The following is a 19481-nucleotide window of genomic DNA, read 5'->3' as shown; positions in this document are numbered from 1 at the left end:
TAAAGGAGTAGCGGAGACGGACTAGACCGATGGACGGCTTCAAGTCGGTTATGGGAGCGGCTAACTTCTTAAGGATCTGGCTGGCTAAGGAAAATGCTAGAATGGCGAAGGAAGACTGGCTTAAGGCTGTGGTAAACTAAAGAAGTTAGACTGAGAGGTTAACACAAGAGAGATGACCGGCTTCTTTAAGGAAAAGCCTGAATAAAGGATACACTACCTTTGCCTGCCTCCAGTTGACAGACGATAAAGCTGCATGGTAATATATCACCAGTTAGCGATATGACGAAATGATACGGAGGCTGTCAGTGTTAGAAACTCGCCAAGCTGTTTCTCTTAAAGCTAAGCTCTTTCGCGGTTTTGCCGACCCGGCCCGGCTCAGTATCCTGGAGACCCTGCTGGAAGGCGAGAAAAGTGTGAGAGAAATAATGGGGAAGACCGGCCTCTCCCAGTCAAACTGTTCTGGACACCTTGCCTGCCTCAAAGAGTGCGGCCTGGTGACCTGCCGCAGGGACGGCCGCTTTATCTATTACCAGTTAGCCGACCCGGAGGTCTCGCTTCTCCTAAGAGCCGCTGAGGAAGTGCTTTCGCGGGTGGCGGAGAGGGTCTATGCCTGTACGCGCTACGGCGAGCCCACGCCACAGGAGGAAAAAAGCGGTGTCTGAGAAAGAACGGGAATACAAGGAAAAAGAACAGGAGAGGAAGTATCTGGGGGGCCCCTGGTGGCGCTACCCCAACCTGCGCAATGCCCTGATAGCTGGCATCCTTCTGGCGGCAGGTTTCGGCCTGGGCCATCTGGGCCTGATCCCTGTTTGGGCGGAGCGCAGCTTGTACGCAGTGGCCATCGCTGTGGGTGCTTACTACTGGGGCCGCGAAGGGCTGGAAGAGCTGGTCAAGGAACGGGAAGTCGGCATTGAGATACTGATGGCAGCGGCTACGGTGGGTGCGGTCATCCTGGGTGAGTGGGATGAAGCTGCCTTTCTGGTCTTTCTATACGCTGCCGCTGAGGGTGTAGAGCACTATACCTACCATAGAACGAGGTCCGCCATCCGCGCCCTTATGGATCTGGCACCCAAAGAAGCAGTGGCCCTCCGCAATGGTCAGGAAATAGTTGTGCCTGCCCAGGAGCTGGCGCCGGGGGACGTTTTCCTGGTAAGGCCTGGGGAATCCTTAGCCACTGATGGCCTCGTGCTGGAAGGGACTTCCTCGGTGGATGAATCCCCGGTAACGGGTGAGTCCATACCTGTGGAAAAAGCGGTTGGTAGTCAGGTCTTCGCCGGGTCTATTAACAAGCAGGGTGCCCTGAAGGTGAAGGCGACCAGAAGCTTTGAGGATAACACCCTGTCCAGGATTATCCACCTGGTGGAGGAGGCACAGGAGCAAAAGAGCCGGGCGCAGCTCTTCATTGAGCGCTTCGGACGTAGATATAGCCCTGCCGTCCTGGGCGGGGCAGTTCTGCTTCTTGCCCTGCCGCCCCTTTTTGGTGCCGAGTTCCAGGTGTGGGCTATCAGGGCCGTGGTGCTGCTGGTGGCAGCGGCTCCCTGTGCCCTGGTAATGTCTACACCTGTGGCGGTGGCAGCGGCCATTGGTCGGGCAGGCCGGAGCGGCGTCCTCATTAAAGGGGGACAGTACCTGGAAGCCCTGGGCACGGCCAGGGTGGTGGCCTTCGATAAGACGGGTACACTAACCCTGGGGAAGCCCCAGGTCACCGATGTTCTAGCCTTCAACCAGGCCTCCCCGGAAGAGGTCCTGACTATGGCTGCCAGTGTAGAGCGTTTTTCCGAGCACCCTCTGGCCAGAGCCATTGTGGAGCAGGCGCAGGTGCGAAAGCTGAAACTGAAGGAGGCGCAGCGCTCTGAGGCGCTCACCGGGGCTGGGGCTCGGGCGAAGGTAGATGGCCAGGAGCTTTATGTTGGTAGCCCAGCTCTGTTTGGAAAGGCCTGCCTGGTCGATGCCAGCATCTCGGCCACAGTGGATCGGCTTCAAACGGAGGGAAGGACAGTGGTTTTGGTGGGCCCTCAGGATTGTCCAGCCGGCATTATTGGCTTACAGGATGAGGCCCGTCCGGGTGCTGCTGAGGCCGTCTCCGCCCTGCGCCGCCTGGGCATCGTAAAGCTGGTTATGCTCACTGGTGATAACCGTCGCACAGCCGAAGCCATCGGCACAGAGCTGGACATCAATGAGGTCTATGCGGAGCTAAAGCCTGAGGATAAGGTCAGAGTAGTGAGGGAGCTGGAAAAGCGCTTTGGCCGGGTGGTCATGGTAGGCGATGGGGTAAACGATGCCCCTGCCCTGGCAGCCTCTTCAGCAGGTATAGCTATGGGCGCTATCGGGACGGATGCGGCTATCGAAGCAGCGGATGTTGCCCTCATGGCTGATGACCTGGACAAGGTAGCCTATGCTATCAGAGTAGGGAGGAAAGCACAGGGTGTAAGCAGACAGAACATCGCCTTCTCCCTCCTGTTGCTGGCGGTGTTAATACCTTCAGCGGTGCTGGGGTTCATCGGAGTCGCCCTGGCAGTGCTTGCCCATGAGGGTGCCGAGCTTCTGGCCATAAGCAATGGCCTGCGCGCGGGGCGAGTGTGAGGGGGATAGCGTGAAGCCGAGGGCTGAACACAAGGGACAGGACCTGGGCAAGCTATTCAGGAGACTATCAGGCATATACCGCATCCCTAAGTGCAGCCAGTGTTCTTGCCTGCTGGACACGATCAAGGAGCTCCAGGAAGCTTCCAGGGGTACTTCCTGGGAGGAAAAGGCAGCAGACCTCGCGGCGCGAATCCACGTCACTCATGGCTGTCTGGGGTGCTCTCCCTGTTATCCCGTAGCTATATCAAATGCCCTCTACGAAATGGCTGGGGCAGGGGAGGACACCTGCCCTGCCTGCGAAGGAGCCCCTTGTGAGGAACCAGCAGAGCCATCTGTCTCTACCTGGCCAGTGGTGGTCGGGGAATATCTGCTTGGTTCGCCTGCTGCGCCGGTGGCGGTCACCACCCTTGGCTCAACAGAATTACCCGACCTGATAATTAAGGCGGCCCCCGAGACTTCTCTGGCTATAGTCGGCAAAACAGAGACCGAAAACATTGGAATTGAGAAGATAGTGCTGAATTTAGTATCAAATCCCCACATCCGCTTCCTTGTGCTGTGTGGCGGGGATGCCCAGGGGCACTTCCCTGGCCAGACGCTTCTGGCGTTGCTACGGAATGGAATGGACGAAGGGCACCGTGTGCTCGGCACTCCGGCCCATCGGCCTGTGCTGAGGAATGTAACAGAAGCGCAAGTGGAGCGACTGACGGCTCAAATAACCCCTGTTGACCTGATAGGTTGCACAGACACCAGTGCCATAGTTCGAGAGATCGAACGGTGCGTCAGCGAGAACCCGGGCAGCTTGGCCGAAGCAGCAGCGGTGGAAAAGGTGGCACACATCAGAGCGCAACCTGCCCGGAAGCTATCCCTGGATAAAGTTGGTTTCTTCATAGTTTATGTTGACCGGGCCAGAGACATCATTATCCTGGAACATTACCAGATGGGGGGCAAGTTGAACCTGGTGCTGGAGGGCAACGATGCCGCTTCCCTCTACAGCACGGCCATAGAGCACGGGCTTGTGGGACAGCTAGACCACGCTGCTTACCTTGGCAAGGAACTCGCCAGGGCGGAGCTATCCTTAAAGCTTGGTTTCAAATATGTCCAGGATAGAGCTCCAGGCGAGTAAGCAGGAACATCTCGTAAACAAAAGTCCAGAACGTTACAGTAGGCTACAGGTTCAAGCCTAGACTCACACACGGGCTGAAAATATGCTTACAGCCTGGACAGCGAAAGACATCGTGGAAATTATCGCTCAGCTTCGCCGCTCCTGGCTCTAAAGTATCGCCGCATTTGGGACAGGTTAGCTGCTCCGCTTTCCCCACCTCAATCAGTTCTGGCTTTTCCCCCGGCCTGGCCCAAACCAGGTATCTCTGCCCTTTGCCCTTTAGCTCGTTGACCACATCGTCCAGCTTGTTGGCCTCGGCGTAGGGCGTCTGGTCTTTGGGTTTGCCGATAAGCCAGACTCTCCTGCCACCCACGGGGGCATACTGCATGGTGTAGCGCCCTTTGAGCTTCTTGCCATTAAGGAATAGCTCGAAGAAGTGCTCCCGCCAGACCCCTATCTGGTAGGTGCCCCAGTCCTGGGCAAGAAACTTTGAATACTTCTCCGAGGTGGCCCCTACCTCGCCTGGAGCGGTCACCATGGGCTTATCCCTGCCTACCTTGAGCCAGGCAACAGGCTGAGATAGCTTCCAGGCCCCCTGGAGCTTATCATCGGGAGGCAGGTTCACCAGGCGGTCCCCGCCAGCCTTGCGCACCTCCTCGGTGGTCCCCAGGAAGACGGTGAAGCCGAAGAGGGCCTCGTCAGAGAACTGGAGGCGCAGGTCGCCGTGCACCGAGTGCTCGGTCTGAAGAAGCTCCTCTTCGCTTAGCTTTGTCTCCTCCTCGGACAGGCCACGCCAGTGGTGGTGGTAGACGAACTCCCCCTTGCCCGAGGGCGGAAACGACCTGTGCCAGCTCTCCGCCCAGAACTTCTCCGCCGCCTCGCTCCTGGTCTCGCCTTCATCCTCAACCGCCATCCCCCTGCGTTTCCTGGCCATCGCCTCGGCCTGCTCTGGGGTAGTCAGGGCGGTGCCCCTGGGCTTAAGGCTGGCCACGATGGGGTTGTCCCAGGTGAAGACCCTCCTGCCATCTTCTTCCTTCACCTTGACCTCGGCGGCCCGCACCTCCAGGATGTCGCCTACATTCGCCTCCAGCCTGGTGGCGTAGGTAGAGCCGATAACCGAGCCGTCGGAGAGGGCGATGTCATAGACATAGGCCCCCGCCTCAGTCTTTCGCTTCTCCACCACCCTGCCCCTTATCTCCTTGAAGTTCTTGAGCTTGGCTATCTTGCTGGAGCGCCCAGTGAGAGGGTAGTCGGAGTCGGCCACCTTGACCATGGCCCCCTCGCTGTGGGGCCTGGAGGCCGCTCACTTGACCGCCTTCAGAAACTCCTCCCTCGTGTGGACCAGCCTGCTCTCCACCTCTTTGAGGTGCAGGGTGTCCACCGGGTTCAGCAGGTTATGCATGGCCTCCAGCCTTTCCGTCTGGGGCTTCTGGTGCAGGTCTTCGCCGTCCAGGTAGAGGCAATCTAAGGCCTGGCAGACGGCCCGGAACTTGCCCACAGGCTTCCTGTCCAGGAAGGAGGCCATGTCCATGCGCTCTATCTTGTCGCCAGGCTTGTAGGTGTTGTTCAGGGTCACCTCCTCAGCGTAGAGGAGTAGCTCGCTGTCCAGGATGAAGTCGCCGTCGGGCAGGGCCTGGAGGTCTTCCTCTACACCTGGCAGGTCGTCCACGACGTCCCGTCTGGCATCCTCGGAGAAGGCGAAGACCCTGTCGCCTTTGCGATGCAGGGTGAGCCGATAGCCATCGAACTTCTCCTAGACTACGAGGCCCACATCCGCATAGCCCTGCCCCCAGGTCTCCCAGAGCTTATCGGCGGCGTCCACCGAGAACTCCAGCTCACCGTAGCCGCCTGCGGTCTTCAAAGGGGTGAAGGGCTTGCCTGGCGCCAGCCCCTTTGATAGCCCCACTTCCACCACCTCGATCTCCGGCTTCTTCAATGCCACCAGGTCCCACAATGGCACATAGTCGTCGTGGGGGCCAGCAGGCTCGTAGATGAAGTGCAGGTAGCCTTGCTTCTCAGGGTCGAGCTGTTTCCTGATAGCCACCTCCAGGCTCTCGCTCCGCACCGCTGACCGAACGAGGATGTCCAGGTCTTCGGGGGCCTCTCCGGTGACGGCGCTCCCCACCAGGCTGATGAAGTCGGGCACCACCATGAAGTCAGTAGTTTCAGGAAACTTGACCATCTCCTCATCGGGCGCTCCATCTGCCTCGGCCTCCAGAGCCTCCAGGCTCTCCCTGCTGGGGGTGAAGTTGGCGGCCAGGAGCTCGTAGTTGGGCGAGAGCCTTTTGTCAGTCTGGGGCAGCCACAGCATGCGTCTTACCAGCACCCTTTTTGTCCACCAGGACACAGGCAGGTATTTCCTGTGCTCTGCGCCCAGGCTCAAGATAAACCTGCCCTTGACGTCTTTGAGCACATGCACCAGACGCTCTAGGTCCTCCAGGCCGAACTGGAACTCCCCCTTGAAGCTTCTGCCAGGGTAGGGAGGGTCAAGGTAGAAGAAGGTATCGGCGCTGTCGAAGCGCTGGACGACAGGCTCAAAGTCCTGACTCAGAATGGTCACGTTCTTCAGACGCTCCGAGGCTGCCGGAAGCTTGTCGACATCAATATCTGCCCCCTCGTTGCCAAAGGTCTGCCGCGACTCCCCAAAGCTTGCCTTTGCTAGGTAGTAGAACTTCCTGAAGCGCTCAACATCATCGCTTGGCTTAGACTCTTTCAACTTCTGGAACAGGGGCTTGGTTCTTCTCCAGTCGTAACGCCTTAGCCTCTGTAGCTGCTCCTCGGTCAGCCCTTTGATGAAACGATAGGCGAAGGCGATCTCCGGGTCTTTATCATTGAGCACCTCTTTTTCCGCAGGCTCCTTGGCCCAGAACACGGCCGCCCCGCCAGCAAAGGGTTCCACATAGGTCTCGTGCGGTGGAATCATCTTCACGATCCGAGAGGCAAGGCGGGTCTTCCCGGCCTGGCTGCCGAAGGGCTGGTGGCCAATCCTGGCAAGCGCCTCCTCAGCCTCCTCGTTCTTGCCTGAGGTGTCGATGGGGAAGTTGGCTGCCAGGTATTCATAGTGGTGGAGCACCCGGCCCACATTGTCCTGGCCCAGAGCACGGCGAGTCTTGACCCGCCTGGTGTGCCAGCCAGAGGGCAGCGTCTCCACCATGTCTCTGAAGAGGGAGAGGATGAACTTGCCTTTGAGCCTCTTCAGCCTGTCTATGAGGCGGTCCCACTGCTCCGGGGTGAAGCCATGCTCCTCCCCCTGCCAGTGGCCAGGATAGGGAGGGTCAAGGTAGAAGAAGGAGTCCTGGCTATCATGCTTATCCAGCAGCTCCTCATAGGGGCCGGTGTGGAGATGCACGCCTTTGAGCCGCTCCCGCCACCTTTCAAAGCTATCCAGGCTGATAACCCGCTCCTTCTTGTCCTCCATGAAGTTGACCCCACGGCTGCCGTAGCTTGCCTTGCGCAGGTAAAGGAAGCGGCGGAAACGCTCCACATCGTCCTTTGGCTTAGCTGCCTTTAGCTCCTCAAAAAGCCCCCTGCGGTGCCGCCAGTCATAGCGCCTGAGCCGGGCAATGTCTTCGGGGGGGCTATTGGCCCATTACCACGTGGTTGCGCAGGAGGCCAATACCCCCAATCTCCACCTCAACGGTATCCCCAGGATGCAGGGCCCCTACTCCGGCCGGTGTACCACTCAGAATAACATCACCCGGCAGGAGTGTCATCACCTGGGAAATAAAGCTGACCAGCTCATCCACTCTGAAGACCAGGTTAGCTGTGGTGGAGGATTGCCGTATCTGACCATTCACCCTCACCTGTAGAGGCAGGTTGCTGACATCGATGTCGGTCACAAGGTAGGGACCCAAGGGACAAAAAGTATCGAATGATTTCGCCCGAGTCCATTGACCATCCTTCTTTTGTAGATCACGCGCCGTCACATCGTTGCCACAAGTGAAGCCCAGGATGTAGTCCTGGGCCTCTTTGACACTGATGTTTTTCGCTCGCCGCCCGATGACCACAGCCAGTTCACCCTCATAATCCACTTGTGTGGCCATGCGGGGAAGAACGACGGCTTCCTCAGGACCAATCACCGCCGTGGAGGGCTTCAAGAAGATGATGGGTTCTGAGGGGAGGGGCACACGCATCTCTTCAGCATGATCGCGGTAATTCAATCCTACAGCTATCACCTTGCTGGGCTGGCAGGGAGCCAGGACGGTCACCTCGTCCACCTGCCCTATCGGTTCACCACGCTGAAATTGGCCCAGGATATCGCCCTCCAGGCCCAGGATAACTGAACCCTCAAGCACACCATAGACGGACGATCCACGGCTGACAAAACGGACAATCTTCATCATCATCCCTCTTTTAGTGAAGTTATATAGCTACGCTGGAGACACCAGCGGAGGCTTAACGATTAGAAGCAGCGAAGGGCTGAGGGGGATAACTTACAAGATACGGCTCTTGTTGATGATTAACTCGAACTCACAGTTAAGGAAGGCTACCGCCTTCTTGATAAAAAGCATCCTTGAAAGGAAGATCTCGAAGTATTCCATGATTGCCGCAATCTGAACGTCGATGGTTAGCTCCAGGGCCACACGTTTGGTCTCATCGTCAACGCGTACAAAGCTACGCTCACTGGCGTAGTTGACCCGGTCGTGGATGTCGAAGGCGGTCGGGTTCAGATTGCGAACCCGCGTCCGGTGCACATCAGATTTATCGGCGATGATCAGGGCAGCCGATACTTCGCTTACGGGATCCCCCGTCTCCTCCTCATGATTGCCGATAGCCCCTATGATCAAAGCGATCTCCTCAGCGCTCACCCCCATGCGGGACAAGACATCCATAGCGATCATGCCACCAGCATGCCCATGCTCGAAGCGACTGATAACGTTACCGATGTCGTGCAGATAACCGGAAATGGCCGCCAGCTCAGCCGAACGAGGGGGATAGTCCAGGCGGAGTAGCACATTTCTGGCGATGCTGGCTACTAGCCCGGCGTGACGGTGACCGTGCTCGGTATAGCCTATTGCCCCGAGCTGCTCATCGGCTTGCTTCAAAAAGACCTGCACCTGGTGATTCTGTTTTACATCATCGAGGGTAACGAGCTTATCCTCACTCCTGCCTTCTGTCAGTGTAATCACCTCCTTACAATTGGGTGATGCCCTCACCCCCTGACCCCCTCTCCCGCTTCGGGAGAGGGGGAACAAAGGTTTGGGGGTACCCCAAACCCCGGCAGAGGGGCTTTGCCCCTCTGCACACCCCTACTCCGGCGGGAGAAGGGAAATATAGACTGGGGATATCCAAGACTCCAGCCGAATGGCTTTGCGCCCCTCCCCTTGCCTTGCGAAAGAGGGGAATATAGTGTAGGTCGGAGCTCTGGAAACCCCTAAGGATAGTGAGCTGCGCCCCCTCCTTGACCTCCCCCCATCGCTCCGGCGAGAGGAGGGAAGGGAGACTAGGATGGAGCCCCATAGCCCTTTGTGACCTCTCCATGGGAGAGTTGGCCATACCCCGGACCCCTGCCTGCGGCGGGCAGGCCAGGCAACGGCTTTGCCCTGCTGCACCCCCTATCTTACAGGAGGGAGGATAAATGGATCAAGTTGCTATCTCTCGACATTGGCTATGGCCTATTTGTAGGGGTCGCCTGGCGGGTCGGTGTTGGCGTTACCCCGGGCGTCGGCGTAGAGGTAGCCCCAACCGTTGGCGTCGGACTGGGCTGCGGCGTAGCAGTAGCGGTCGGCCGGACAGTCGGCGTTGGAGAGGCCGTTCCCACAGCCGTCGCCGTGGGTGATGGCGTTGCCGTTGCTCCACCAGGCGTCGGCGTAGAGGTAGCCCCAACCGTTGGCGTCGGACTGGGCTGCGGCGTAGCAGTTGCTGTTGGCTCAACCATCGGGGCCGGGGTACTCGTTGGTGTCGGCGCAAGCGATGGGGTAGGGACAATCGTGGGAGTTACCCCCGCCGTTGGGGTGGGAACGACCGTCGGACTAGCTCCAACCGTAGAAGTTGGCACCACCGTCGGGCTCCATATGGCTGTTACTGTGGAGGTAACTGTCGGCCGCATCGTTGGCGTAGCCGTTGGAGGTCCCTGCGTAGGGGGGACGTAGCCAGTAGGGGTTGGTTCAAGCCCCACCAGCGGCACCGGCGTCGGTAGCGGTGTTACAGTAGGACTTGGCATGACCGTCGGCGGCTGCTCGGTTGGCGTGGCCAACATGGCCTGCAGGTAAGGGCGAGCAACTATACTGGTTATGCCCAGTAGATAAAGCGCCAAAATGCTTAGTATCACAACGGTCATAACGCTGAAGATGGTGCCCGGCTCACCCCAAAGCTCGCTATACCAGTGCAGCAATCCCCTACACCATTGCCCAATGCGCCTCATATGCTCTCGCTACCAGATAAGGTTTGCTGTTTTTCTATCAGTAGGCGATTTTCTCGGCGTAACTATACCAAATTCGGGGCCTGGCGTCTAGCACCGCTGCCCTAGGTGTTTGTTTAGAGTTCGTGGGATGAGCCATTTAGGTATAAATCAACTTGAATAATCCTAGCCATAAAGAATTGCTGATAGTTAGCGAGGAGCCAGCCAACAGCCATCTCGGGCTGTTAGCCCCAATCAGGTAGTCAGGGCCGCTCCGACAATGGCGGGCGTTGACCGGCGAATAGCTCCACAGCCCTTAACCAAGCTGTCTGCTCTTCACCCCTTGGCTCGTGACGGAAGCGGTAGTTCGTCTTATGGAAGTAATCCTCCAGCTCACGCTCCAGGCTCTCGAGCCTGGCTATCTGATCTCGCACTATCTCCTTCAAGACTGCCTCTTCGTCTATTTCAAGAGCCATCCACAGGTGGCGCATACAAAGCCCGGAGGAATGATGATATAGTTCGGCGATTTCAGCATCCTCCAGGCTCAGGAGCAGGTTGCGCAATCCCCAGCGAGCGGTAGTGGCCACATTCTCACAGGCGGGGCAGGTTCCGGAGGGGGGTAACTCATCCTGACGCTTAAGCGCCTTTCTCCTCTTCGTCTGGGAGGGCACGATCCTGGAATTCGCCTCACCCAGCTCTTGAAGGAACTGACGCAACTTCGCGAGGGTATCCCGGGTGAGATACTGATAAACTACACTGATGCGGTAGGCATCACCGTAGCGCACCAGCTCCCAGGCGTGTTGGGGGCAAAAACCACCGGACTGAATGATTTTCCCTACCCATACTCCCTCACCGTAATACTCGTTAAGGTACCAGAAATAGAAGCGGCGTAGATCCTCAGCGCAGAGGTTACAAATGGGGCAACCCTCGAGAGCCAGGAGCCCTCTTATTTGACCCTTATTGGCTGTCGCCACCTGTCGTTGATGGTTCCGCTGCTGTCCCAATAATGGACAGGGGCGGCCCCATCGCCCCGTCTCCAGGACATGAGCCAGAGAGTCAACAACCCTGGCGATAAATAGATGGCTCATTTTAAACCTCATAACAAAAAAGCCTCTACCGCGCCCGCTGCAGGCGGGCCAGTAGAAGCTATCAGTCAGTTGCCTGACGTGTTAGCCCGGACCAGGTTCCATCCGGACTTCGGCCTGAGCTCAGCCGAATGGCGAGGGCGAGCCTCATCACCCTATCGACCAGTTGAAATATACCACTAGGGATTGATGGTTGTCAACTTTTATCATTTTCCACACAAATTAGCAGAGAGCCGACAAATCCTTGACTTTTGCATCTCAGATATGCTATACTTTTCCCAAAAGGAATAGGAATAACGACGTCGAACAGGACTAGTAAGCATCGAGCGAGGGAGCAGAGAGTCGGGGTAGCTGCGAACCGATACCAATGCAGATGACTGAATGGACCTAGGAGTCGCAAACCGAAAGCGGCGGGCAGTTGAGAGGTATAGTTTCAAGGGCCTGCGTCCTTGCAAGTAGGCTTTGCCGGAGAAGCCACCGTTAGCAGGGCAAGGGGCATCGGTCCCTAGGAACGCGGGCCTGTGCCCTGGATAAGTGAGGCCAGGCAGAGTCACCCGATACAGCGGTGTGGCGGGCACTCAGTCGAGGCCTAAGTAGGGTGGCACCACGAGATACTTTGCCTCTCGTCCCTTAGGGACGAGAGGCTTTCATTTTTTTAGAGGGGGATAGCGAATGTATTTTCCTGATCTGGAGACTTTCCGAGCGAAGGCCAAGGAGGGCAACCTTATACCGGTGTTCCAGGAATTGCCAGCCGACCTGGACACGCCGGTCTCAGTCTTCTTGAAATTGCGCTCAAATGCGCCCTCCTTCCTGCTGGAGAGCGTCGAGGGTGGTGAGACATTGGGCCGTTATTCTTTCCTGGGTACTAATCCGTCTCTCCTTCTCCGCTCTAGCGGCGACAAGGCGCTTGTTTATCACAATGGGCAAGGGCATGAGCTCTCGTTAGGCAACAAGGACGCTCTCCATCTAGTACAAGAACAGCTGGCTCAACATAGGGTGGTGAAGACGGCCGGGCTGCCTCGTTTCTTTGGAGGGGCCGTCGGCTATATAGCTTACGATATGGTGCGCTTCTTTGAGCGCTTACCGGACCCCTCGCAGGACGAGCTGGGGTTGCCCGATTGTCTCTTCCTCTTCACCGATACGATGGTTATCTTTGACCACGTTCGGCATAAGATGCAGATAGTCTCCAATGCCAGTATCAATGGTGACCCAGAGATGGCATACGAGGAGGCAGTGGCTAAGATCGAGGCCATCCGGGAAAGATTGACTCAGCCCTTGCCGCTTCAAACGGTGCGACCGGTGGCCAAGCGGAACGACCTGGTCTCTAACTTCAGCCAGGAGGCCTTCTGTCGGGCGGTCCTGAAGGCTAAGGAGTACATCGCCGCTGGCGATGCTTTTCAAATCGTGTTGTCACAACGCTTCCGCTGTCAGACGGATGCTGAGCCGTTCGCCATTTATAGGGCGTTGCGCATGCTTAACCCTTCACCCTATATGTTTTATCTCGATTTCAACGATTTTCGCTTGATCGGCTCTTCGCCGGAGATGCTGGTAAAGTTGGAGGGTGGTAAGGCTGAGACCAGGCCGATCGCCGGCACACGCCCGCGCGGCCGCAATGAGGAGGAAGACCAAGAGCTCATCGCCGACTTGATGGCTGATCCAAAGGAACGGGCTGAACACATCATGCTGGTCGATTTGGGGCGGAACGATTTGGGGCGCGTCTGCCGTTATGGCTCGGTCAGGGTGCCCATCTTGATGACAGCCGAGAAGTACTCGCACGTTATTCACATCGTCTCGGCCGTGGAGGGGCAGCTGGCTGACGGCCACGATGCCTTCAGCTTCTTAAGAGCAGCCTTTCCAGCCGGCACCGTATCGGGTGCACCTAAAATCAGGGCTATGGAGATCATCGCTGAGTTGGAGGGTCTCCGACGAGGCCCCTACGCCGGTGCCGTCGGTTATTTTAGCTTTACAGGTAATATGGATACCTGTATAACTATTCGGACAATCGTTATGGTAGATAATACGGCCTATTTGCAGGCAGGGGCGGGCATCGTGGCTGATTCGGACCCCGAGCGGGAGTATCACGAGACGGTGAGCAAGATAAAGGCTTTGGAGCGAGCCATCCATATCGCGGAAGAGGGGACAGTATAGGAGGCGCCGATGATTCTGGTCATTGATAATTACGATTCCTTCACTTACAACCTTGTTCAGCTCATCGGTGAATTGGGAGCAGAGCTCGTCGTCTATCGGAACGACCAGATCTCGCTCGATGAGGTAGCCCAGCTGGCACCATCCCGCATCGTCATCTCTCCTGGCCCCGGCAGGCCGGCGGAGGCAGGCATCTGCAATGACCTCATTCGACGCTTTCATCAGAGCATACCCATTCTGGGCGTATGTCTGGGGCACCAATGTATCGGTTATGCCCTGGGTGGACGGGTGGTCAGGGCCTCTCGCTTGATGCACGGCAAGACCTCAGAAATCTATCACGATGGGCGGGACATCTTTCACGGTATCCCCAATCCTTTCACGGCCACGCGCTATCATTCGCTTATTTTGGAAGAACCACTGCCGGAGTGTCTGGAGATCTCGGCCCGCACGCTCGAAGGGGAGCTTATGGGGATAAGGCACAAAGAGTATCCCCTGAATGGAGTGCAGTTCCACCCGGAATCCATTTTGACCAAGGAGGGCAAGCAGATACTCCGAAACTTTCTGGGTATTGTAGGATAAGACTGGAGAAGGAGGTTTAGAAACGTGATTAAGGAAACGATAGCGAAAGTGATGGAGCGCCAACATCTGAGCGAGACTGAGGCTGAGGCGGTAATGCAGGAAATAATGCATGGGGAGGCTACCCCGGTCCAGATTGCGGCCTTCCTGGTGGCCCTGCGCATGAAGGGGGAAACTATAGAGGAGATTATCGGTTGCGCGCGAGCTATGCGAGCCAATGCCATCCCCGTGAGGGTGAACAGGGAGGTACTGGTAGATACCTGTGGCACGGGAGGCGACGGCTCAGGCACATTCAACGTGTCAACCATTGCCGCCTTCGTCGTAGCCGGCGCCGGGTTGGCTGTGGCTAAGCACGGCAACAGGGCCGTCTCCAGCCACTGTGGCAGTGCCGACCTATTTCAGGCCCTGGGCATTCGGCTGGAGATCACCCCAGATCAGGTGGCTCGCTGTATAGATGAAGTGGGCATCGGCTTCCTTTTTGCTCCCCTCCACCATCCAGCCATGAAGCACGCTATCGGACCTCGCCGTGAGATCGGGGCGCGCACCATCTTTAACATCCTGGGTCCCTTGACCAATCCAGCCTCAGCCAACGTGCAGGTGCTTGGTGTTTATAGTCCAGCCTTAGCCGAACCGTTGGCTAACGTCTTGCGTGGGCTTGGTACACGATGCGCTTTCGTAGTGCATGGGGCTGACGGACTGGATGAGTTATCCACCACCGGGGTCAACCAGGTTGTCGCTCTGCGCGATGGTTCAGTCAAGACCTATCCTCTTGATCCTCAGGAGCTAGGACTGCCCAAATCCAACCTGGCTGAGCTGCGCGGGGGCGATGTGTCCGAAAATGTGCGCATCGCCTATCACGTACTGCGTGGTGAGCCTGGTCCAGCGCGCGACATCGTCCTTCTCAATGCCGCGGCAGCTCTGGTGGCCGGAGGGAAGGCGAGTGCTCTCCAAGAAGGGTTGGAGGTGGCGGCAGAATCCATCGATACCGGTCGAGCCCTCCGCACGCTGGAGAAACTGATCTCCCTAACACAGGATTTCGCCCCTAAGGAATCAGCATGATCCTTGACGAGATCGTCGCCGCCAGGCATCGCTCCCTGAAAGTGAGCGAACAATCATGTCCTTTAGCCGAACTAATCAGGATAATCGAAGCACGTGGCGAGCCCCTCAAGGACTTCGCCGCTGCTCTATACGGGCCACGGATTAGGCTTATCGCTGAGGTGAAACGAGCCTCCCCCAGCAAAGGCTCATTCCCACCCATCCCGGATGTAGCAGGACTGGTCCGCACCTATGCGGCAGCCGGGACGGCGTGTATTTCCGTTCTCACCGAGGCGGATTACTTTCAAGGCAGCCTCACCGACCTGCAGGCTGTTCGTTCTGCTGTAGACCTGCCTTTGTTGCGTAAGGATTTCATTCTTGATCCTTACCAGGTTTACGAGACTAGAGCCTACGGGGCTGACGCACTCCTGTTGATTGTGGCTATCCTGTCCGACGAAGAGCTGCGTTCCCTGCTGGGAATAACGCAGGATCTGGGCATGACAGCCCTGGTCGAGGTGCATAATCAGGAAGAGGTAAATAGGGCGCTCGCGGCTGGAGCTTCAGTCATCGGTATAAACAACCGCGACCTGCGTGATTTCAGCGTTGATTTGCAGACTACGCTGCGCCTACTCCCCCTGATCCCTTCTGGTATCGTTGTGGTGAGCGAGAGCGGCATATACTCACGGGCCGATGTGCTCCGTCTTGAAGAGGCTGGGGTCCGGGCTGTCCTGGTGGGCGAATCACTCTTGACCAGCGATGCCCCCACAACCAAGATCAGGGAACTCCTGGATGAGCCAGTGAACGTTGAGGACAAAGGAAATAGATGGTCAGGGTTAAAATCTGTGGGCTAACCTGTGTCGCTGATGCCCTCCTGGCCGTGGAATACGGGGCCGATGCGCTGGGATTCATCTTTGCGGAGAGCCCACGGAGGGTGAGCCCGACGCAAGTGGCGGCCATCGTAGCCGCGCTGCCTCCTTATGTCTGCAAAGTAGGCGTCTTCGTCGATCACCCCGTGGAGCTCGTGCGTGAGATTATGACCTTCTGTGGTTTGGACTTCGCTCAGTTGCACGGAAAGGAGAACGAACAGTACTGTGCCACTCTTTTTCCGCGGGTGATCAAGGCCCTTACCATAAGCGATGCTTCAGGATTAACGTCGCTGGCCCGTTACCAGGTGGCGGCCTATCTGCTCGATCTAGATAAAGAACGAAGTGGCAACCTCGCCTCCCATTGGGAGTTAGCCAGACAGGCCACAGCCTATGGTCTGATTATCCTGGCTGGGGGGTTAACGCCAGCGAATATCCGAGAGGCGATAGCCATTGCCCAGCCGTACGCTGTTGATGTCTCACGCGGGGTGGAGAGCAGCACAGGCAAGAAGGACCTTCACAAGATGCGTGACTTTTTGAGGGCGGTTAAGGGGGCAGACAAAGCTTATTACGACCCGTCATATCTAAGAAAAGAACCATTTTTAGGAACTTCGTGGGAGAGTAGAGGCACGGTTCCCGTGCCCTCATTAAAGGAACAAATATCATAGGGCGAGGTGACCTCGCCCCTACGGTTTTCGGTGATCACAGCAGGGCTTTCTATCTCCCTTCTCCCACTGGAGAAGGGGGGCAAGGGGGGATGAGGGTAAAGATCAAACAATTTTTTGGGGAGGGCTAATCAAATAAAGATGAATATACATTACCTACCGGATGAGCGGGGTTACTATGGAGAATACGGCGGCCGCTTTGTGCCGGAGACCTTGATGCCCGCCTTACAGGAGCTGGAGCGATCCTATCGAGAAGCCCGCGCCGATCCTCAATTCGAGAATGAATTCGCCGCCCTCTGCCGAGATTATGTTGGCCGACCGACACCCCTCTACTACGCTGCTCGTCTATCGGCGCGTCTGGGTGGGGCATCCATCTATCTCAAACGGGAGGATCTGGCTCACACTGGCGCTCATAAGATAAACAATGCCTTGGGACAGGGGCTTCTGGCCCAACGTTTGGGGAAGAGGCGTGTCGTGGCCGAAACTGGGGCGGGTCAGCACGGTGTGGCTGCGGCCACTATTTGTGCTATGTTGGGGCTAGAGTGTGTGGTTTACATGGGCGAAGAGGATATCCGACGCCAATCACCCAACGTCTTCAGGATGAAGCTATTGGGGGCTGAGGTACGGCCTGTCAGCGCGGGCAGCCGCACGCTGAAAGAGGCCATCAATGAAGCCATTCGAGACTGGGTGACCAACGTGGAAAACACCTACTATCTCCTTGGTTCGGCCGTTGGTCCGCATCCCTATCCGCTAATTGTGCGCGATTTTCAATCCATCGTCGGACGTGAGGTACGGGAGCAATTGCAAGCTACTGGTCGAGCGCTGCCCGACTATATCGTGGCCTGCGTGGGCGGAGGAAGTAACGCCATTGGCATCTTCCATCCCTTCGTCGCTGACCCTCAGGTCAAGCTCATCGGGGTGGAGGCAGCTGGCCGAGGGCTACATACGAAAGAGCATGCGGCCTCATTATTGGTCGGTAAACCGGGCGTATTACATGGGATGAAATCGTATCTTCTTCAGGATGAGGCAGGACAGGTGCTCCCCACGCATAGCATCTCGGCCGGTCTAGACTATCCAGGGGTGGGGCCTGAGCACAGTTACTACCACGATATCGGTCGCGCCGAATACGTCGGTGTGACCGATACCGAAGCCCTGGAGGGCTTCCAGCTGCTTTGTGTTACGGAGGGCATCATTCCAGCCCTTGAGCCAGCTCACGCCATCTATTATGCGGCCAAACTGGCTGCTCAGCTGCCAAAGGAGTCTTCGATCGTCGTTAACCTCTCCGGACGCGGTGATAAAGATATGCAGACGGTGGCCGAAGCGTTGGGAGTGACCCTATGAGTCGCCTCGCTGCCACCTTCGCTCACCTGCGCCAAGTTAAGCGCAGGGCCCTCATTGGTTATCTGACTGTTGGCTATCCTGCTTTGGAGGACACTCTTACCCTAGTCCCGGTCATGGTCGCGGCTGGCTGTGACATTATCGAACTGGGTATTCCCTTCTCCGATCCTCTGGCCGATGGGACCACCATTCAGAGGGCGGGTTTTCGTGCTCTCCAGAATGGTGTGACACCCGCTTTCTGTCTGGCCACAGCCGCCCGATTAAGGGCGTTGGTGGACGTCCCCCTCCTGTTTATGACCTATTATAATTCCGTCTTCCATTATGGCTTGAGGCAGTTCTGCGCTGATGGGGCAGCCGCAGGCATCGATGGCTTGATCGTGCCCGATTTGCCTCCAGAGGAGGGGGCTGATTTAGAGGGCATCGCTCAAGAACACAAGCTTGATCTCGTTTACCTCCTGGCCCCCACCTCCTCCCCAGAACGTATTCAGCTGGTAGCGGCCAGGTCACGGGGCTTTATCTACCTGGTATCGCTCACCGGTGTCACTGGGGCCAGGGAGGAATTACCGCCTCACCTGGAGGAGTTCGTCAAGCGGGTGAGAGGGATAGCCAGTCAACCATTATGCGTTGGTTTTGGTATCTCGACACCGGCCCAGGCGGAGAGGGTAGCCAAGGTAGCTGATGGCATCATCGTTGGTAGCCGGATCATCCAGTTGATCGAGAGCAGCGCTGATCTGCTTGCTTCTTTGCAAACATTTCTGCGCAGCCTGCGGGCCGTCCTTTAGTCCTCCCCGCGCCGGGGATCAACTATCCGACGTCTGGGACTGATACCGTTTTCCTGAGGGCATCCTCCGAATGCTCAGTCAAGGAGCCTTGTTCCCTGACCTTCCTTCATCACCAACCCCTCTTCTGAGACCATCGAGCAGCGGGGGTTCCCAGGGGCGCAGCTGGGTAAGGGTCTTTCAGATGTGCCCAGAACAAAAAAGCCCGCAGGACCCCTTGAATCCTCTGCGGGGGTATGGAGGAGAGATTCCATTACCCTTTTTGGAGGGACTTCCAAAACGAAGAGCGAGCGTGGCTACCTACTGGGGCGGCTCCTCAGGAGTGATCGCCTCCTTGGGGATGAGACCAGCCTCCTTGAGAATATCTCCCCCATTGGCTACGGTCACCTCCCCCGCTTTGGCCCAGGGGGCATCAGTGCGCCACTGCTGCAACACTGCCCGCTGACCACGCAACACGAAGACATTATCATACTCCCCATAGCTCATCGGCAAACCGAAGTGGGCGATGGGGTCTGGATCGGCTAAGTAACGCGCCTTGATGGCCGGGTTGAGATCCAGCAGGGCCAGATGCCTCTTTACCACCTCATCCCAGGGCAGCCCCCCTATCCCCCGCCCAGTCAAAGGGCCTGGGCACCTGGCGATAGGCCAAGAGCCAATCATCCTTGCCGGCCTTGGAAAGCTCATCGAAGACGTTGACGAAGTAGACCTGCTTCACCTCCGGTCGCCACTGGAAGACCTGTTTTTGCATCACCTGGCTGGTGAAACCATCCCAGGTGAAGCGGCGGGAGGCGGGATAGCCCAATGATGGCACCCCACCCAGGCGCTGAAACTCAGTCCAGAAGAGGACATCGTGCGCATCGCTGATGGCGTAGCCACGGCCGCGGGCTGCTAGCCTACCACTGGTCTGCTCAAAGAAGTGTCCTCCGGGAATCTCATAATCCGTTGTCTCCTGAAGACCCAAATGCACTAG

The 19481-nt window shown here is 57.3% G+C and carries 17 protein-coding genes and 2 pseudogenes; 10 read left to right on the top strand and 9 right to left on the bottom strand.

From position 1 onward, the window contains the following. The first annotated feature begins 287 nt into the window (after positions 1–287). From M1136_01070 to M1136_01060, 3 genes are read left to right on the top strand one after another with little or no spacing between them, the layout of a single operon-like run. Complete coding sequence (locus M1136_01070) at positions 288–662, top strand: metalloregulator ArsR/SmtB family transcription factor (protein ID MCL5074232.1); 375 nt, start codon at positions 288–290, stop codon at positions 660–662. Beyond that, on the top strand, positions 655–2583 hold the full coding sequence (gene cadA, locus M1136_01065; protein ID MCL5074231.1) for a cadmium-translocating P-type ATPase: 1929 nt from the start codon (positions 655–657) through the stop codon (positions 2581–2583). Before M1136_01070 ends, cadA begins: the two co-directional genes overlap by 8 nt. 10 nt (positions 2584–2593) lie before the next feature. Next, a complete protein-coding gene (locus tag M1136_01060; GenBank protein ID MCL5074230.1) occupies positions 2594–3706 on the top strand; it encodes a DUF4346 domain-containing protein in 1113 nt (370 codons plus the stop codon). A 43-nt stretch (positions 3707–3749) separates the two neighbouring features. Here the strand turns inward: M1136_01060 and M1136_01055 are convergent, their stop codons facing one another. From M1136_01055 to M1136_01025, 7 genes and pseudogenes are all read right to left on the bottom strand, one after another. After that, the gene (locus M1136_01055) at positions 3750–4958 is read right to left on the bottom strand and encodes a hypothetical protein (GenBank protein ID MCL5074229.1); all 1209 of its coding nucleotides are present in this window, start codon (positions 4956–4958) and stop codon (positions 3750–3752) included. Positions 4959–4988: 30 nt separating this feature from the next. Beyond that, positions 4989–5411, bottom strand: a complete 423-nt coding sequence (locus tag M1136_01050; GenBank protein ID MCL5074228.1) for a hypothetical protein — start codon at positions 5409–5411, stop codon at positions 4989–4991. A gap of 27 nt (positions 5412–5438) precedes the next feature. Then, the gene (locus M1136_01045; GenBank protein ID MCL5074227.1) at positions 5439–7169 is read right to left on the bottom strand and encodes a DNA adenine methylase; all 1731 of its coding nucleotides are present in this window, start codon (positions 7167–7169) and stop codon (positions 5439–5441) included. 94 nt (positions 7170–7263) lie between these two features. Next, the gene (locus M1136_01040; GenBank protein MCL5074226.1) at positions 7264–8025 is read right to left on the bottom strand and encodes a fumarylacetoacetate hydrolase family protein; all 762 of its coding nucleotides are present in this window, start codon (positions 8023–8025) and stop codon (positions 7264–7266) included. Positions 8026–8118: 93 nt separating this feature from the next. Then, positions 8119–8841, bottom strand: a complete 723-nt coding sequence (locus tag M1136_01035) for an HD domain-containing protein (protein MCL5074225.1) — start codon at positions 8839–8841, stop codon at positions 8119–8121. 617 nt (positions 8842–9458) lie between these two features. After that, positions 9459–9590: pseudogene (locus tag M1136_01030) on the bottom strand (type III secretion system needle length determinant). Positions 9591–10288: 698 nt separating this feature from the next. After that, positions 10289–11113, bottom strand: a complete 825-nt coding sequence (locus M1136_01025) for a DUF6062 family protein (GenBank protein MCL5074224.1) — start codon at positions 11111–11113, stop codon at positions 10289–10291. 669 nt (positions 11114–11782) lie between these two features. On the opposite strand from M1136_01025, the gene trpE reads away from it, so the two are divergent. The 7 genes and pseudogenes from trpE (at position 11783) to trpA (ending at position 18514) form a co-directional block, all read left to right on the top strand. Then, a complete protein-coding gene (gene trpE, locus M1136_01020; GenBank protein ID MCL5074223.1) occupies positions 11783–13258 on the top strand; it encodes an anthranilate synthase component I in 1476 nt (491 codons plus the stop codon). 9 nt (positions 13259–13267) lie between these two features. Then, complete coding sequence (locus M1136_01015; GenBank protein MCL5074222.1) at positions 13268–13834, top strand: aminodeoxychorismate/anthranilate synthase component II; 567 nt, start codon at positions 13268–13270, stop codon at positions 13832–13834. 24 nt (positions 13835–13858) lie between these two features. Then, positions 13859–14890: an anthranilate phosphoribosyltransferase gene (trpD, locus tag M1136_01010; GenBank protein MCL5074221.1), complete on the top strand. Its 1032-nt coding sequence runs from the start codon at positions 13859–13861 to the stop codon at positions 14888–14890. After that, positions 14887–15717, top strand: a complete 831-nt coding sequence (gene trpC / locus M1136_01005) for an indole-3-glycerol phosphate synthase TrpC (protein ID MCL5074220.1) — start codon at positions 14887–14889, stop codon at positions 15715–15717. The genes trpD and trpC overlap by 4 nt, the downstream gene beginning before the upstream one ends. Next, positions 15690–16283, top strand: a pseudogene (locus M1136_01000) (phosphoribosylanthranilate isomerase). The gene trpC and the pseudogene M1136_01000 overlap by 28 nt, the downstream one beginning before the upstream one ends. A 252-nt stretch (positions 16284–16535) precedes the next feature. Next, a complete protein-coding gene (trpB, locus tag M1136_00995; protein MCL5074219.1) occupies positions 16536–17735 on the top strand; it encodes a tryptophan synthase subunit beta in 1200 nt (399 codons plus the stop codon). Further along, positions 17732–18514, top strand: coding sequence for a tryptophan synthase subunit alpha (gene trpA / locus M1136_00990; GenBank protein ID MCL5074218.1), 783 nt, complete (start codon positions 17732–17734; stop codon positions 18512–18514). Before trpB ends, trpA begins: the two co-directional genes overlap by 4 nt. 297 nt (positions 18515–18811) lie before the next feature. Here trpA and M1136_00985 read toward each other — a convergent pair whose 3' ends face one another. Further along, on the bottom strand, positions 18812–19093 hold the full coding sequence (locus tag M1136_00985) for a hypothetical protein (protein MCL5074217.1): 282 nt from the start codon (positions 19091–19093) through the stop codon (positions 18812–18814). A 1-nt stretch (position 19094) separates the two neighbouring features. Beyond that, positions 19095–19481: hypothetical protein (locus M1136_00980; protein MCL5074216.1), on the bottom strand; the 387-nt coding region annotated here is incomplete at its 5' end.

The organism is Chloroflexota bacterium (genome assembly GCA_023475225.1).
GTDB lineage: Bacteria > Chloroflexota > UBA6077 > FW602-bin22 > JAMCVK01 > JAMCVK01.
Note: the sequence above shows the minus strand (reverse complement) of the source record. Positions and strands in the feature narration are given on the sequence as shown.

Coding starts and splice junctions, on each gene's coding strand:
- M1136_01070 (MCL5074232.1), top strand. CDS start 288: ATGATACGGAGGCTGTCAGTGTTAGAAACTCGCCAAGCTGTTTCTCTT.
- M1136_01055 (MCL5074229.1), bottom strand. CDS start 4,958: ATGGTCAAGGTGGCCGACTCCGACTACCCTCTCACTGGGCGCTCCAGC.
- M1136_01040 (MCL5074226.1), bottom strand. CDS start 8,025: ATGAAGATTGTCCGTTTTGTCAGCCGTGGATCGTCCGTCTATGGTGTG.
- M1136_01025 (MCL5074224.1), bottom strand. CDS start 11,113: ATGAGCCATCTATTTATCGCCAGGGTTGTTGACTCTCTGGCTCATGTC.
- trpE (MCL5074223.1), top strand. CDS start 11,783: ATGTATTTTCCTGATCTGGAGACTTTCCGAGCGAAGGCCAAGGAGGGC.
- M1136_01015 (MCL5074222.1), top strand. CDS start 13,268: ATGATTCTGGTCATTGATAATTACGATTCCTTCACTTACAACCTTGTT.
- trpC (MCL5074220.1), top strand. CDS start 14,887: ATGATCCTTGACGAGATCGTCGCCGCCAGGCATCGCTCCCTGAAAGTG.
- trpB (MCL5074219.1), top strand. CDS start 16,536: ATGAATATACATTACCTACCGGATGAGCGGGGTTACTATGGAGAATAC.
- trpA (MCL5074218.1), top strand. CDS start 17,732: ATGAGTCGCCTCGCTGCCACCTTCGCTCACCTGCGCCAAGTTAAGCGC.